The organism is Heliomarina sp., from assembly GCF_052826185.1.
The window spans coordinates 1-12,602 of sequence record NZ_JBRBUI010000041.1 but is presented as its reverse complement, the minus strand read 5'-3'; the positions used below and the strand labels follow the sequence as shown (position 1 = coordinate 12,602).

General features: G+C 59.6%; 13 protein-coding genes and 2 pseudogenes. 5 read left to right on the top strand and 10 right to left on the bottom strand.

Annotated elements, in window-relative coordinates; all coding sequences use genetic code 11:
• A pseudogene (locus ACU0FH_RS11870) lies at positions 1 to 212 on the top strand (hypothetical protein); the annotation flags it as partial.
• Positions 213 to 281: 69 nt separating this feature from the next.
• On the opposite strand, the gene lgt reads toward ACU0FH_RS11870, so the two are convergent.
• The gene (lgt, locus tag ACU0FH_RS11865; RefSeq protein ID WP_050672452.1) at positions 282 to 1,211 is read right to left on the bottom strand and encodes a prolipoprotein diacylglyceryl transferase; all 930 of its coding nucleotides are present in this window, start codon (positions 1,209 to 1,211) and stop codon (positions 282 to 284) included.
• Positions 1,212 to 1,670: 459 nt separating this feature from the next.
• On the opposite strand from lgt, the gene ACU0FH_RS11860 reads away from it, so the two are divergent.
• From ACU0FH_RS11860 to ACU0FH_RS11850, 3 genes are all read left to right on the top strand, one after another.
• Positions 1,671 to 2,336, top strand: coding sequence for a DUF3047 domain-containing protein (locus ACU0FH_RS11860; protein WP_043847224.1), 666 nt, complete (start codon positions 1,671 to 1,673; stop codon positions 2,334 to 2,336).
• A 255-nt stretch (positions 2,337 to 2,591) separates the two neighbouring features.
• Positions 2,592 to 3,749, top strand: coding sequence for a multicopper oxidase family protein (locus ACU0FH_RS11855; protein WP_348393938.1), 1,158 nt, complete (start codon positions 2,592 to 2,594; stop codon positions 3,747 to 3,749).
• A gap of 169 nt (positions 3,750 to 3,918) precedes the next feature.
• Positions 3,919 to 5,163, top strand: coding sequence for a sialidase family protein (locus tag ACU0FH_RS11850; protein WP_050672453.1), 1,245 nt, complete (start codon positions 3,919 to 3,921; stop codon positions 5,161 to 5,163).
• A gap of 43 nt (positions 5,164 to 5,206) precedes the next feature.
• Here the strand turns inward: ACU0FH_RS11850 and ACU0FH_RS11845 are convergent, their stop codons facing one another.
• The 6 genes from ACU0FH_RS11845 to ACU0FH_RS11820 all read right to left on the bottom strand — a co-directional run bounded on the left by ACU0FH_RS11845 (position 5,207) and on the right by ACU0FH_RS11820 (position 10,178).
• Positions 5,207 to 5,809: a hypothetical protein gene (locus tag ACU0FH_RS11845; RefSeq protein WP_231886352.1), complete on the bottom strand. Its 603-nt coding sequence runs from the start codon at positions 5,807 to 5,809 to the stop codon at positions 5,207 to 5,209.
• Between the two features lie 322 nt (positions 5,810 to 6,131).
• Entirely contained in the window at positions 6,132 to 7,583 is a 1,452-nt protein-coding gene (gene merA / locus ACU0FH_RS11840) for a mercury(II) reductase (RefSeq protein ID WP_050672454.1), read from the bottom strand.
• A 58-nt stretch (positions 7,584 to 7,641) separates the two neighbouring features.
• Positions 7,642 to 8,991 (bottom strand): dihydrolipoyl dehydrogenase family protein, encoded by a 1,350-nt coding sequence (locus ACU0FH_RS11835; protein WP_050672455.1) that lies wholly within the window; start codon positions 8,989 to 8,991, stop codon positions 7,642 to 7,644.
• Positions 8,975 to 9,415 (bottom strand): mercury resistance system transport protein MerF, encoded by a 441-nt coding sequence (gene merF / locus ACU0FH_RS11830; RefSeq protein WP_081285561.1) that lies wholly within the window; start codon positions 9,413 to 9,415, stop codon positions 8,975 to 8,977. The genes ACU0FH_RS11835 and merF overlap by 17 nt, the downstream gene beginning before the upstream one ends.
• A gap of 37 nt (positions 9,416 to 9,452) precedes the next feature.
• Positions 9,453 to 9,758 carry a heavy-metal-associated domain-containing protein gene (locus tag ACU0FH_RS11825; protein ID WP_048535538.1) on the bottom strand — a complete coding sequence of 102 codons (306 nt, stop codon included), beginning with the start codon at positions 9,756 to 9,758 and terminating at the stop codon, positions 9,453 to 9,455.
• 12 nt (positions 9,759 to 9,770) lie between these two features.
• Positions 9,771 to 10,178: a mercuric transporter MerT family protein gene (locus ACU0FH_RS11820; RefSeq protein ID WP_009824452.1), complete on the bottom strand. Its 408-nt coding sequence runs from the start codon at positions 10,176 to 10,178 to the stop codon at positions 9,771 to 9,773.
• Positions 10,179 to 10,274: 96 nt separating this feature from the next.
• Here ACU0FH_RS11820 and ACU0FH_RS11815 point away from each other — a divergent pair, with 96 nt between their 5' ends.
• Positions 10,275 to 10,676 (top strand): MerR family transcriptional regulator, encoded by a 402-nt coding sequence (locus tag ACU0FH_RS11815; RefSeq protein ID WP_037953553.1) that lies wholly within the window; start codon positions 10,275 to 10,277, stop codon positions 10,674 to 10,676.
• A gap of 69 nt (positions 10,677 to 10,745) precedes the next feature.
• Here the strand turns inward: ACU0FH_RS11815 and ACU0FH_RS11810 are convergent, their stop codons facing one another.
• The 3 genes and pseudogenes from ACU0FH_RS11810 to ACU0FH_RS11800 all read right to left on the bottom strand — a co-directional run.
• Positions 10,746 to 10,877, bottom strand: a complete 132-nt coding sequence (locus tag ACU0FH_RS11810) for a hypothetical protein (RefSeq protein WP_264753311.1) — start codon at positions 10,875 to 10,877, stop codon at positions 10,746 to 10,748.
• An 81-nt stretch (positions 10,878 to 10,958) separates the two neighbouring features.
• A complete protein-coding gene (locus tag ACU0FH_RS11805; protein WP_231886354.1) occupies positions 10,959 to 11,738 on the bottom strand; it encodes an arsenic resistance protein in 780 nt (259 codons plus the stop codon).
• Positions 11,739 to 12,035: 297 nt separating this feature from the next.
• Positions 12,036 to 12,602: pseudogene (locus ACU0FH_RS11800) on the bottom strand (hypothetical protein); the annotation flags it as partial.

The window sequence follows — 12,602 nt, the reverse complement described above, 5'->3', positions numbered from 1 at the left end:
TCAACACAATGGTTCCCGCCCATGCACCGTTCCTTGCCGGTGAAACAGGCTGGAGTGTTGCGTCAGAAGAAATGGAGGATGGTGTCGCACTGATCGTGGGTGGCGATGGTGAACAAATACAGGGCCTTGGTTTCTTTGGTCTGATGACAATCGGTGTACATCATCAAGAGCACCATCTGATGATTGCGAAAGGACGCAAGCCGCATCATTGAGCACGCGCCCAAGGCTCATATGCGGACCCAGGCCGCAATGGTCACTTCGCCAACACTACGCTCGGATATTCACAAAGAATCTGATGTCGACACCAGATCCGCAGAATTAACCGTCACACGCCTGCGGGACCATACGATCAGGGCCGCGCCAAGGATAATCATCGGCAACGACAGCAGTTGGCCCATTGTCAGCCCATAGCCCGCCCAATGAACCGCATGTCCAATCGGGTTGTCCTGCGTGACGAACTGCATATCAGGCTGCCGGAAGAACTCGACAAGGAACCTTGCGCTTCCGTATCCCGCCAGGAACAGGCCAGTAAGGCTTCCGGGAAAGCGCAGCCAACCGCGTTTCCAGGCCAGAAAGATCAGGACCGAGCCAAGCAGGATACCCTCCAGAAGAGCCTCATAAAGCTGGGACGGATGGCGGCCACACAGGCCCACGACGCCCGCACAGGACTGGGCCGCCTCGCCGGGGAATGCCACCGCCCAGGGCACATCGGTCGGACGGCCCCAAAGCTCGTTATTGGTGAAGTTGGCCAGCCGACCGAGGAAAAGACCCGGTGGTGTTGCAACAGCGAGCAGATCCGCCGTTGATAGAACGGGTGCGCCGTTGCGATAGCAAAAAAGCAAGGTGGCCACGACCACGCCGAAAAAGCCGCCATGAAATGACATACCACCCTGCCAGACCATGAAGATTTCGACGGGGTTCTGAAAATAGTACTGAGGTTGATAGAAAAGCACGAACCCCAGCCTGCCCCCCACGATCACGCCCAGAATGATCCATGTCAGCAGGTCTTCCAGTTGCTTGGGTTGCAGCGGCGGCGCCCCGGCCCCCCAGACTGACGAAGAGCGGACCAATGCGACACAGATGCGCCAGCCGATAAGGAGGCCAACAATATAGGCCAGCGCATACCAACGCAGGGCAAAGCGGAACGATCCGATATCAACGGCAAAAATCTCTGTTCCGATGTCAGGAAATTGGATAATCGAAGTCAGCATTCTTTGTTACCTTTGCCTGTTTCACACAAAGCCACATTTTGTTTCCCGCAACGGACGTTGGCGCGTTCAACCCTGTTGTCCCCAGCCCAAAGCGCTGTGGTGAATGTGCCATCCTTGCGTGCGGGAGTCGGTTCCGTTGAACCAGAGATGACGCACATCGGCACCCGCGTCCATGTGTTCAGGCGCTTGTATCCCATGAGTTTTGTACTTGTTTGTAACGGTTGGAAGCTCCGCCGCCTACTGGATCCGTCCGTCGCGGGAAATCAGCCGATCAAGGTCGCGCTCCATGATCTGAATTCGCTCCCGCGTCCTGCAACGACCATTGCGCAACCACATCTATGATCACGGATATGTTCATTGAAGTTGCGCGCGCCCGGCACAATTCAACGGATCATGACGGCACATAATGGTGATAACCGGGATCAAAGCAGGACCAGCGGCATCGCAAAAGGAGTTCAGATGTTTATACGGTCCCTCGCAGCGACACTTTTCATCGCTTTTGTTGCATTAGCTGCAAACGCCCCGCCCCTCTATGCGCAAGGAAAGACAATTCCATTCGATGGAAGCTGGAAAGAACAGGGCCTCTTGCGGCTCTTTTCGAACGAGTACGGCCTGCAAGGTCGGCGGCTGGACGTGATTTCCGATGGCACGGTTTCGGTTCTCTGGCGTCCGGTCAGCGCAGCCCTTGGCACCGCAAAGGCAGCAATGTGGGAATGGTCCGTCACGCAGGGTGTTAAGGGAACCGACCTCACACGGCGCGGCGGCGATGATCGCAATCTTGCTTTGTACTTCATATTCGTCGATCCGCAGACCGCAAGCACGCTTGGCCGAACAACGGCGCGCAAATTGCTGCGTGATCCCAATACGCGGGCGCTGGTTTATGTCTGGGGTGGCAATCATGCGAAAGGCGCATTGCTGAACAGCCCCTACTCGACGGGTCTCAAATCGAAAATTCTGCAAACGGCGCAAACCGGCAACTTCACCGAGAATGTGAACCTGGATCGCGATTTCGTGCGTGCGTTCGGGGACATGCCAAAGGTTCTGGTCGGTCTTGCGGTGACAGCCGACAGCGATGATACCGACGGAAAGATCCTTGCGGCCATTCAGGACCTGCAGATACGTTAGGTGCTCTCCGGTATTCCGCCAAACCTGGGCGCCGATCTGCAATGTATCAATATATCTCGCCGGGACGCCCTTCCGCAACGGTGGGGGATGTGGGTTGCAGGCCCCAGAAACGGAATACACGGAAACCCATGCTTAAGCGTCTTCAGATGATGGTTGCGCTTGGCGCAGCCACGCTCCCCCTGCCCCTGAGTGCGGCTTCGGTGCCTGTCACCCTGACGCCCGGCCTTCACCCGGATCGGGTCGCGGGACATTGCAATGCTTGGATTCAATGGCACCTGTCCCGGCCCCGAAATCAGACAGCGCCAGAACGATATTCTGCGGGCGCGGGTGGAAAACGGGCTGGAGGACGGGACCCTCGTACACTGGCATGGCATTCGGTTGCCCAACGCGATGGACGGCGTAAACGTGCTGACACAGGATGTCATCATCCCGAATGAGGGTTACGAGTACCGGTTTCCGGTTTCCGGTTCCCGATGCCGGAACCTACTGGTATCACTCCCACTACCTTTCCTACGAACAGGTCGCCCGCGGACTGTTCGGCCCCTGATCGTCGAAGAACCTGCCCCGCCAGACGTGGATCAGGACATCACGGCCATCCTCTTCGACATTCGGCTTGATGACACCGGCCAGTTCGACATGGAATTCGACCGCGCTGATTTCATAACAGCAGGTAGGCTGGGGGACTTGATGACCACCTTCCTGTCGTCTGAGCAGGCGCGGCTGGGGGATCACATCCGGTTGCGTCTGATCAATCCGACACCGGATCGCATTTTCGAGATACGTATCGACGGGCTGACGGGCTTTTGTGTGGCCTATGACGGGATGCCGCTGCCCGAGCTGGTTTCGCTGGGCAATCTAAAACTCGCACCGGCGCAGCGCATCGACATCATCGCAGATGTGACGGGTGATGTGATCCTAAGAGAAACCGTGCCTTCGGGTGGCGAGGAACTGGGGGGCATTATGTTGAACGGTCAGCGACAAATCCGGTCTGCGCCGATAGCTCCCCTCCCCGCGAACCTCGTGCCCGCGCCCGGAGAGATCACGCAAACGGCAGATCTCTTCATGCAAGGCGGTGCCGGGGACGGCGCGCACGGCGGGTTCGGGGGCTGGGCCTTCAACGACGTGAGCGGTCTGCCGAACAAACCGCTGATTTCGGCAAGACGTGATGAAGCAGTGCAGGTGCGGATGGTGAACGACACTGCTTTTCCGCACGGTATCCACCTGCATGGCCACCATTTCTGGGAAACCGATCAGAATGGTGCGCGAACCCACCTTCGCGACACGACCCTCGTAGCGCCGGGCGAGACGATGACGATTGTGTGCGTACTCGACAATCCCGGCGCGTGGATGCTGCACTGCCATATGCTGAGCCATCAGGCTGATGGCATGGCGACCTGGATGCAAGTCAGCTGAGGTCGGAGCGGTGGTTGCGCCAACCGTTGACGCGAAGCTGTGCCACAACGGGATATCGCTCTTAACAACAAGCACAGGCCCGTCATACAAAAGTTTACATGGCACTCGCCAAAATTTGCCTATGCTCAGGTTGTGAATGACGCTGGTCTGATAATCGGAAAGGTGCGCAATGCCATCAAAAATCCATTCTGGCGTGATTGTGGCCCATCTGTTCATGGGCATGACGGCGGGCATGGTCCTTGCCGAGCCATTGGAGTTCGCCGACCTAGACCCACCGGTCGGGAACAATGCGCAGGAACCCACCCTGTTCGCACTGCAGGATGATCGGGTCCTGCTGGGTTGGACCGAACCACACCCTGCCGGGTTTGCGGTAAAATTGTCGGTCCTTGAAGACGCAGAATGGAGCGCGGCCCGCACTGTTACCGTGTCCGACGAACTCTTCGTGAACTGGGCCGATTTTCCGTCCGTTGTTGCGCTTGATGACGGTACCTTTGCGGCTCACTGGCTGTGGGAAAATTCCAAAAACGACTATGCCTATGACGTCAAGATCTCTCTTTCGCCGGATGAGGGCCTGACATGGAGCGCACCGATAACGCCACATGATGATCGGTCGGTTAGCCAACACGGTTTTGTCACGCTCCAGCCGCTCGAAGACGGTTCCTTGATGTCTGTCTGGCTTGACGGACGCGCATATGACAAGCCGCTTTTCACCAGCGCAGCCAGCAACTACCCGGATGCAATGCAGTTGCGCGCAACCCGGATCACGCCCGAAGGTACGCGAACCGATGATGTTCTTGTCGATGCGCAGACCTGTTCATGCTGCCAGACGTCCGCCGCATCGCTGGACGATGGCACCGTCCTTGTCGCATACCGCGACAGAACAGATGCGGAAATCAGGGATATATCTGTCGTAAGACACCAAGGCGGCATGTGGTCAGAACCAACAAACGTCCACAATGACGGCTGGGAAATCTCCGGCTGCCCGGTCAATGGCCCCGCCATCGCGACCGCCGGTCAAACAGCCGCCGTGGCCTGGTTCACGGCTGCAAATGACAAGCCGGAAGTCAAGGTTGCGTTCTCTTCCGATGGTGGCAGAAATTTTGGCGATCCGGCGAAAGTCAGCCTCGGGATTCCCGCCGGTCGGGTCGATATTCTCATGCTGGACCCTCAGACTGCGTTCGTGACGTGGGTCGAATGGGCAAATGAGAGCGAGGTGATCCTTGCTTGCCAGATCACAACCGGTCAGCAGTGTAAGGACCTGCAACTGATTGCGCGAAACAACGGCGCAGGTTCGGTCAACTTCCCGCGCACGGCGCGAACGAATGAAGGGGTTTACCTGTCGTGGACACAGCCCAGCAACTCGGATGATCCGGAACCGAGTTCGACTATACGCACGGTTTTCGCTTCCTATTGAAGGTTTCCGGACGAAAGCTGATGGTTCTTTCGCTTGGCTCACATCAGGAGTGGGTCCAACGATCACCGTCAACAAGAATTGCATTTCCTGCAATAGGGCTACCGGCAAATGACGGTGATTTCTCATCCATAGTGACTGGTCTCTGGCCCGGAAATTGTAGCGTGCCACGCTTTTTCATGATCCCGGTCCCGAGCATATGACCCACCAGCGCTACCCAGGCAATGCCGGTGAAATTCAGAAAGAAGGGAAGATCTGCGACAGAAGTAGTGCCCCCGATGGCGAACACCCACAGGCCGAACCCATAAATCGCTGAGGGCAAAAACCAGTTCGTCTGCCCCGCGATACGGTGCCAAATTGGTCTAAAGACGAACAACCAACCGACGGGATAGCCAATCAGGCCAACAAGATAAAAATGTACGAAATATCCTGCGAAATCACCGTTCGGCAGACCAAGGCTGCCGAGTAAGCTCCTCGCTAGCCCGTGCGGTGACAACCGCGAAAAGCCCAAGCCCGGGCTGATGATCTGACCCAACAGATCGAACGCGACGGTCGCAAAGAAACCTGCGACGAACATTAACCCTAAAGTTCGGGCGTTGAATGCGGGTAGTGAACCTGTTGTGCGAGAATCAGTATCAACTGTATTCATGGCGATTCTTTCTTTGTATTGCGGGCGATCAAATAGACAGGGCTAATGTAATGACCAATTGTTGACCCAGCGACGTTCTCGGCAACTCCCGATCACTTTCCATCTTGATGAGATCGGTCTGTTTATGAACCCCGCCACAATAACCAACCTAATGACAGAACGTGGGATGTGCACTGCTGGCTCTAATATGTGATTATCCGTTACCGCCGTCAGCCTCCATGCCGAGAGAATGCTGACCGCCACAAGCACTTTGTGGCTTTGTACGCGCTGGTTCACAATGAGCGCTGCTTATGAGTCGGTGTCGCCGGAATTTCTCGTCTTTTCACCCCGCGCAGCAGCTGAGTTTGGCTACATCCTTGTCGAAGGTTTGTGCGGCGAGTTTCAGCCCTTCGACCGTGGTCAAATAAGGAAAGATCGTCTCTCCGAGCGCCCGTGCGGTCATGCCGAATATCAGCGCCATTGCCAGTGTCTGAATCGTGTCCGACCCCTCCGGTGCTGCGATCTGACCGCCCAGCAGGCGGTCGGTCTTCGCGTCGGCCACCAGCTTAATCACGCCGCGGGTATCGCGTGCAGCGACGGCGCGGGGCACGTTGTCGAGCGTGATCACACTGGTTTTGACCTTGTGCCCCGCCGCCTTGGCCTCAACCTCCGAAAGGCCGACGCCGGCCACTTGCGGGTCGGTAAACACGACCCACGGCATCGCCGCGTTGTCATAGCGCATCTGCTCCAATCCAAGGGCATTGTTGATCGCCACCTTGGCACCATAGGCCGCCATGTAGACGAACTGGTCACGGTCAGTGACATCGCCCGCGGCCCAGACGCCGGCACGCGTGGTCGCCATGTCCTGACCGACCTTGATAGAGCCGCGTGCGTCGGTCTCGATGCCAAGCTCTTCCAATCCAAGGTTCTCGGAATTGGCGATCCGGCCGGTGGTCACAACCAGCCGTTCGGCGGTCAGATCCTCGGTCTTGCCACCCCGTTCGACAATCAGATTGACGCCGCCCGCAGCTTTCGCGACCGAGACGTAAGCAAGACCGGTCTCGACCGCGATGTCTTCGGCCTTCAGCGCTTGCGTCAGCGCCTGGGCCACCTCCGGTTCGGCGCCCGGCAGGAGGCGCGAGCGGGTCACTAGCGTGACCTTCACCCCCAGCCTTGAAGCCATTTGCGCCAGCTCGCAGCCGATATAGCCGCCGCCCAGCACCAAGATGCTTTCGGGCCGGTCAGGCAAAGTCAATAGATCGGTGGAATCGAGGGGCTCCACTGTGTCGATCCCCTCGATCGCTGGCAGGTGGGGGCGCGAGCCGGTGGCGATCAGGACGCGCGGGGCGGATATCACCCGTCCTCCAACAGCGACGCCACCCTCGACCAATCGCGCCGGGCCATCCTCGATATAGGTAACGCTTTTATAGGCGGGCAGCAGGTCTATATATTTCTTGTGCCGCATCTCCTCGACCAGATCGGTGGTGCCTTGCACTACGGCACCCCAATCCACCGCATGATCACAGGGCTCGACGCCCGGGAACCGGGCGGCCGACGCGCCGCCATGCACCGCCTCTGCGGCGCGGATCATCGCCTTGGACGGCACGCAGCCGACATTCACACAGGTGCCGCCGGTGGTGCCGTGCCCGATAAGCGCCACGCGCTTTCCGGCATCGGCTGCCGTGATCGAGGCAGAAAACCCGGCCGAGCCGGCACCAACGACAATGAGATCGTAGTTGTCATCGCGGGTTTCACTGGCAGTGCAGCAATCGTCTTTCGTTACAGTTTGGTCCATTGGTTCTTCCTTAGCTTGCGATCGGTATCGCGACACGGCCCCGATCAATAATTTTGAATCACACCATCGAACCGATGTCGGAGGCATAGCTCGGATAGGCGAAAATCATGGCCTTGATCTGGTTGGCGGTCTGCCCGGCACCCATGGCCATGGCGAAAAGATTGATCTGCTCCTCGGAGCCCGGCCCGATCAGATGCGCGCCGAGGATCTGTCCGCTGCCCTCTTCGACAAGAACCTTGAATCCGGTATGTTTCGCGCCGACGCGCAGCGACGAATACCAGTCCCCTGTCTTTTCGAAATGGGTGTCGAACTTCAGCCCCTGTTCCCTAGCCACCGCTTCCGACAAGCCCACGGTGGCCACCATCGGGAGGGTGAAGACTACCGACGGGATCGGCGGATAATCCACGGTACGCTCGTCTTCTCCAGCCAGCAGGTTCTTGCCTGCCACACGCCCTTCGAAGGCGGACACCGGGGTCAGCTTGGGCCCACTGGCAGCGCAGTCGCCCGCGGCGAAGATCGCCGGATTGGTGGTGCGCATCGCGTCGCTCACCTTGATGCCACGGCGTGAGTATTCGACGCCGGCGGCCTCAAGGTTAAGGCGATCGATATTGGGCACCCGGCCCGTGCCATGCACCACCAGATCGCAAGTGATCGTTTCGGTGCCGTCGGGAGTTTCCACCGTGACGGTGAATTCGTCGCCCTGCTTTTCGATCTTCGCCACCTTCGCCTTGGTGCGGAGATCGACGCCGAGCTCTTCGGTTGCCTCAACCAGCATTGCGACCAAGTCGGGATCGAAAGGACCCAAGGGGCGGTCCATCATCTCCAGCACTGTCACTTCGCGCGCGCCCGCCCGCTTGACAATATGGGCGAATTCCATGGCGATGAAGCCGCCGCCGACAAAGGCGATGCGGTTCGGTCGCTCAGGCAGTTCCAGGAATTCGGTGCTGGTGGTCAGATGCTCTTCGCCTGGGATGTTCAGCGTCATCGGCCGCGCGCCGGTGGCGATATGAAAATGCTTCGCGGTCAGGGTCTCGCCGTTCAACTCGATCGTATTGGGGCCGGTGAACCGTGCCAGCCCATGCAAGACGTCGATCCCCGCTTTTTCCAACCCGGCTTCGATGCGCGGTGGCATAGCTTCGGTGAAGCTGCGCTTGAAGGCGATCATGTCGGGCCAGTTGACCGAAGGTTGCGCCTCCAGCCCCTTGCCTTCCATGTTTTCGGCCCATTCGACACCCTCGGTGACCGCGACCAGCATTTTCTTGGGGTCGCAGCCGCGCAGGGCGCAGGTGCCGCCATGGGGTTCGCTGTCGATGCTGGCGACGCTCCAGCCTGCATCCGCGGCCATCCGGGCGACGCCATTTCCAGCGGTGCCGCCGCCGATCACGATGAGGTCATAGGTCTTGGTCATACCTGTTCCTTTCCTTGTGCCAGTTTCTCTTGATCCGGCTCACTGCTGAACTGCCTGATTTTCTGAGCCAGAGCGCATATCCCGCCACCGCCAAAGCGGCGGCAACCGAGATCCGCAGAGCAAAGCGGAACTCCAGCCAGAACAGCAGAGCCGAAAGAACAACCGCCAAGCCGATGAGAAGGGCTTTCGGACTGTGCCCTGGTCTGCCGGCTTGCTGCCACAGGGCATATGCAACCGCACTCAGCGAGGCGAAGAGCATCGGGAAAAGCGCGTAGTCGAGCCAACCAACAACGGCAGAAAGTCCGACCCCGGCGACGATCAGCACCAGGAACGGCGTGAAGCAACAGATCGCCGCAAATACGCTGCCGATGAGGCCGCGCCGCAAAAGGGTCGTGGGTTCATTGTTATTGTTCATGTCTGTCATGCTGTCTCCAGCTCCGAGTCCGGGTCGGTGAATGCGATCAGAAATCGCCGGACTCGACGATGTCCGCCGAATAGCCGGTGGCGCGGATTGCTTCGACGATCATGTCCTGATCGGCGGCCTCGTCATCAAAGGCGACGATGTAGGTGCCGGTGCCGAATTCCTCTCCTTCCATGAAGTCGATGATCTCGACCGAGGGAACGCCCCGCATGGCCGCCGCCACCGTGTAGGAGCAGGTCGGGCATGTCAGTTCGCCTACCCCGATATTGATGCGCTGTTCGGCGGCGCTGGCGGGGGAAGCTGCGAGAGTGCCAACGACCGCAAGGGCAAGATGGAGTGACTTCATGGGTTCGGCCTTTCAGTAGGACAGAAGGTATGGGGTGAGATAGGGAAAGATCATCGCGACGGTGACGATGGCGGTGGCAATCCAAAGAATGGATCGCATGAGTTTCCGGTTCATGGGGCGCGCGCAGGTGCCATCCGCGCAGGCCTCAGTCGGGATCGGACGGTAGGCCTTGTAGAATCCATAGCCGATGCAGGCGGCACTCAGCGCGAAGGTGATCCATTTGTACTGGTAGAGAACGCCCAGCTGCGCAATGAAAACGCCGGTAACGCCGAAGCTGACCAGCACCAGCGGCAGGATGCAGCATGAGGTCATCGCCAGCGCGCCAAGCGCGCCGAGCCAGGTTGTCGTCCATGCCTTTTTGTCGGCAGCCCCTGTTTCGTCCATTGCCGTCTGCCGGTCGGCGGATGTGGTTTCAGTCATGGTTCGAATCATCCTTGCCTCAGTGATGATCTTAATCTAGGGTCTGTAGCAGGTACAGGCTCAAGAGGGTCAAACGTGAAAAATCGTCACAGATCGGTGAAGGTCCTCAGGCGCGGAGATCTGGCCAGGCTGACCGGCTGCAATCTCGAGACCATTCGCTACTACGAGAACATCGGCGTTATGCCCGAGCCGCCGCGCTCCAGCAAAAACTATCGCGTCTACGATGATCGGCATGTCGCGCGCTTGTGCTTCATCATGCGCGCGCGCGAGCTTGGGTTCACGCTCGACGAAGTCCGCGATCTGCTCGCCTTGGTCGATGGCGGTGCCCAGACCTGCGGCGAGGTGCAGGGTCTGGCAAATTCGCATCTCGCCTCGGTCCGCGCCAAGATCGACGATCTCAAACGCATCGAACGCGTGCTGTCTTCCACCGTGGCGCAATGCACCGGTGACGATGTCCCTGAATGCCCTGTGATCGACGCGCTGACGGAGGTGACCTGAAGGGCCATAGTTGAGGACGCCCATGCATGTCAGCCAAGCGGACAATGGTGCCAGCGCCGTTGTTTGCGATCATTCGTTCCCCGCGGAGTCCTGCGTGGTCGCCGCATGTTCGGGGACCAGATAGCGCGGCACGATCCACAGATAGGCGACCATGCCGAAGAGCTCGACGAGCGACTGGAAGACGATGACCACGGCCGCCACGTTCCACTCCGGTCCAAGCACCAGCACCAGCGGAAGTACGACGAAGGAGTTGCGGGTTCAGAGCGAGAAGATGACCGTTCGTCACCCGCTAGTGGACAATCCGGCCGCCCGCCCGGTCGCCGCACCGAGAAGTGCTGCGGCGACGAGGTAGGCGACGTAGGCGCCCGCCACCTGCGCCAAAACCGGCAGCGCATCCCGTACCGCGTCGACTTGCGAGGCCGCGATCAGGAACACCACGACAGCCAGAAGCGGAACCGGCAGCCAGGCGAGGCGATTTACGATCGCGGCCCGCTCCGGGCGCGCCTCTGCCCAACGCTCCAGCAGGAAAGCCGCTGTGAGCGGCAGCAGGACAAGCGCCGCAAAGACGGCGGCAATGCGGTCGGCGGCGAGAAGCTCAAAGAATGCCTCGCCGAGAAAAAGCCAAAGGAAGAGCGGCAGACAGGCGAACTGAACCGCGAGGAGGATCGGTGTCGCGGACGCGGCACGCACCGCATCGCCGCGACCGAGATGGGTGAATGTGATGAACCAGTCGGTGCAGGGCACCAGCAGCACGACAAGCACCCCGAGCCGAAGCGCAGGATCGTCAGGCAGGAACGCGATCAGCCCCCAGACCAGCAGCGGCACCAGGACGAAATTGCCGATCAACATGGTGCCGATGAAACGCCGGTCGCGCGTCGCGCGCGGCAGGTGCGCTAGCGGCATCTGAGCGAAGGTAGTGAAAAGCATAAGCCCCAACACCGGCCAAAGCAGCGCCTCGAACACCCCCGAGATACCGGGGGCGAGCGAGCCCAAGACCAGACCGGAAAGGATGGCAGCGAGGTAGATCCAGGCTTGATGGCGTTCGAGATTTTGCAGCTTCATGTCCTGCCCCTGCTCTTTCCGAAGGCGATTTTCAAGAAGACATCACTGGACAGGCCATTGCGACAACGGCTCGTTCGTCGCTTGGAGCGTTGTATGGTCTGTCCGGTTTATACCCGCAGACCGGTCACGACCCAGTCGACAATGCTTTCATGGTAGTTGGGGACGTGGCGATAGCCGAATTGTCTCAGCCGATCAGCCGAACTCTTTGACCTCGAGCATCTGCAAAACGGTGCTCCTCACCGTTTCAGCCGTGCTGCGGATAGACGCAACATCGGCGCGCACAGATCGCTTCGACAATCAGTTTGTGGCGCGCCACATTCGGAACCGTCCTTGCCCTGTTAGCTCGCGGACCAGATCCCGCGCTTCCATCCAGGCGAGGTTGCGCTGGACAGCGGCGCGGCTGGCTCCGGTCAGGGCCTCGGCCATAGGGGCAGAGACCAGGGGCCATTCGGTCAGCACTCCGCGCAGGGCTGGCGGCGTCTTGCCCGAGAGTGGGGTCATCTCGGCTTCCGCCAGCGCCGACCATGTCTCGATATCGTCGAGGTGCCGCATCGCGGTCAGGCAGGCCGTTTCCATTTTCTCGAGCCAGCGCGCCAAACGTTCAGCCGGGGGGCCGCCGGCGCGCAGCGCCCCCGCCCCACCCATGGCCAGGGGTGCGAATATTGCCCCCTCGCCCTCATGCGCGGCAATGCGCGACGCCGTGACCGCCGCTTCCATTCGGTTGCTCTGCTGTCCGAGGCCCGCGAGGCTCCAGAGGTGAAACCCCATGCAGGCACGCGTGATCGGGTGCAGGTCGGCGGCTTGCGCCATCAGGTCAAGCCACCCGCCCGCGCGATCCGCGAAGGGCTCGGCTTCATCCACCAT

Excerpts from the sequence above, each read along its gene's own strand:
- merF (WP_081285561.1), bottom strand. The coding sequence starts at position 9,415 with ATGACAGACATGAACAATAACAATGAACCCACGACCCTTTTGCGGCGC.
- merA (WP_050672454.1), bottom strand. The coding sequence starts at position 7,583 with ATGGACCAAACTGTAACGAAAGACGATTGCTGCACTGCCAGTGAAACC.
- ACU0FH_RS11805 (WP_231886354.1), bottom strand. The coding sequence starts at position 11,738 with ATGAAGCTGCAAAATCTCGAACGCCATCAAGCCTGGATCTACCTCGCT.
- ACU0FH_RS11825 (WP_048535538.1), bottom strand. The coding sequence starts at position 9,758 with ATGAAGTCACTCCATCTTGCCCTTGCGGTCGTTGGCACTCTCGCAGCT.
- ACU0FH_RS11860 (WP_043847224.1), top strand. The coding sequence starts at position 1,671 with ATGTTTATACGGTCCCTCGCAGCGACACTTTTCATCGCTTTTGTTGCA.
- ACU0FH_RS11835 (WP_050672455.1), bottom strand. The coding sequence starts at position 8,991 with ATGACCAAGACCTATGACCTCATCGTGATCGGCGGCGGCACCGCTGGA.
- ACU0FH_RS11855 (WP_348393938.1), top strand. The coding sequence starts at position 2,592 with ATGCTTGGATTCAATGGCACCTGTCCCGGCCCCGAAATCAGACAGCGC.
- ACU0FH_RS11850 (WP_050672453.1), top strand. The coding sequence starts at position 3,919 with ATGCCATCAAAAATCCATTCTGGCGTGATTGTGGCCCATCTGTTCATG.
- ACU0FH_RS11820 (WP_009824452.1), bottom strand. The coding sequence starts at position 10,178 with ATGACTGAAACCACATCCGCCGACCGGCAGACGGCAATGGACGAAACA.
- ACU0FH_RS11845 (WP_231886352.1), bottom strand. The coding sequence starts at position 5,809 with ATGAATACAGTTGATACTGATTCTCGCACAACAGGTTCACTACCCGCA.
- lgt (WP_050672452.1), bottom strand. The coding sequence starts at position 1,211 with ATGCTGACTTCGATTATCCAATTTCCTGACATCGGAACAGAGATTTTT.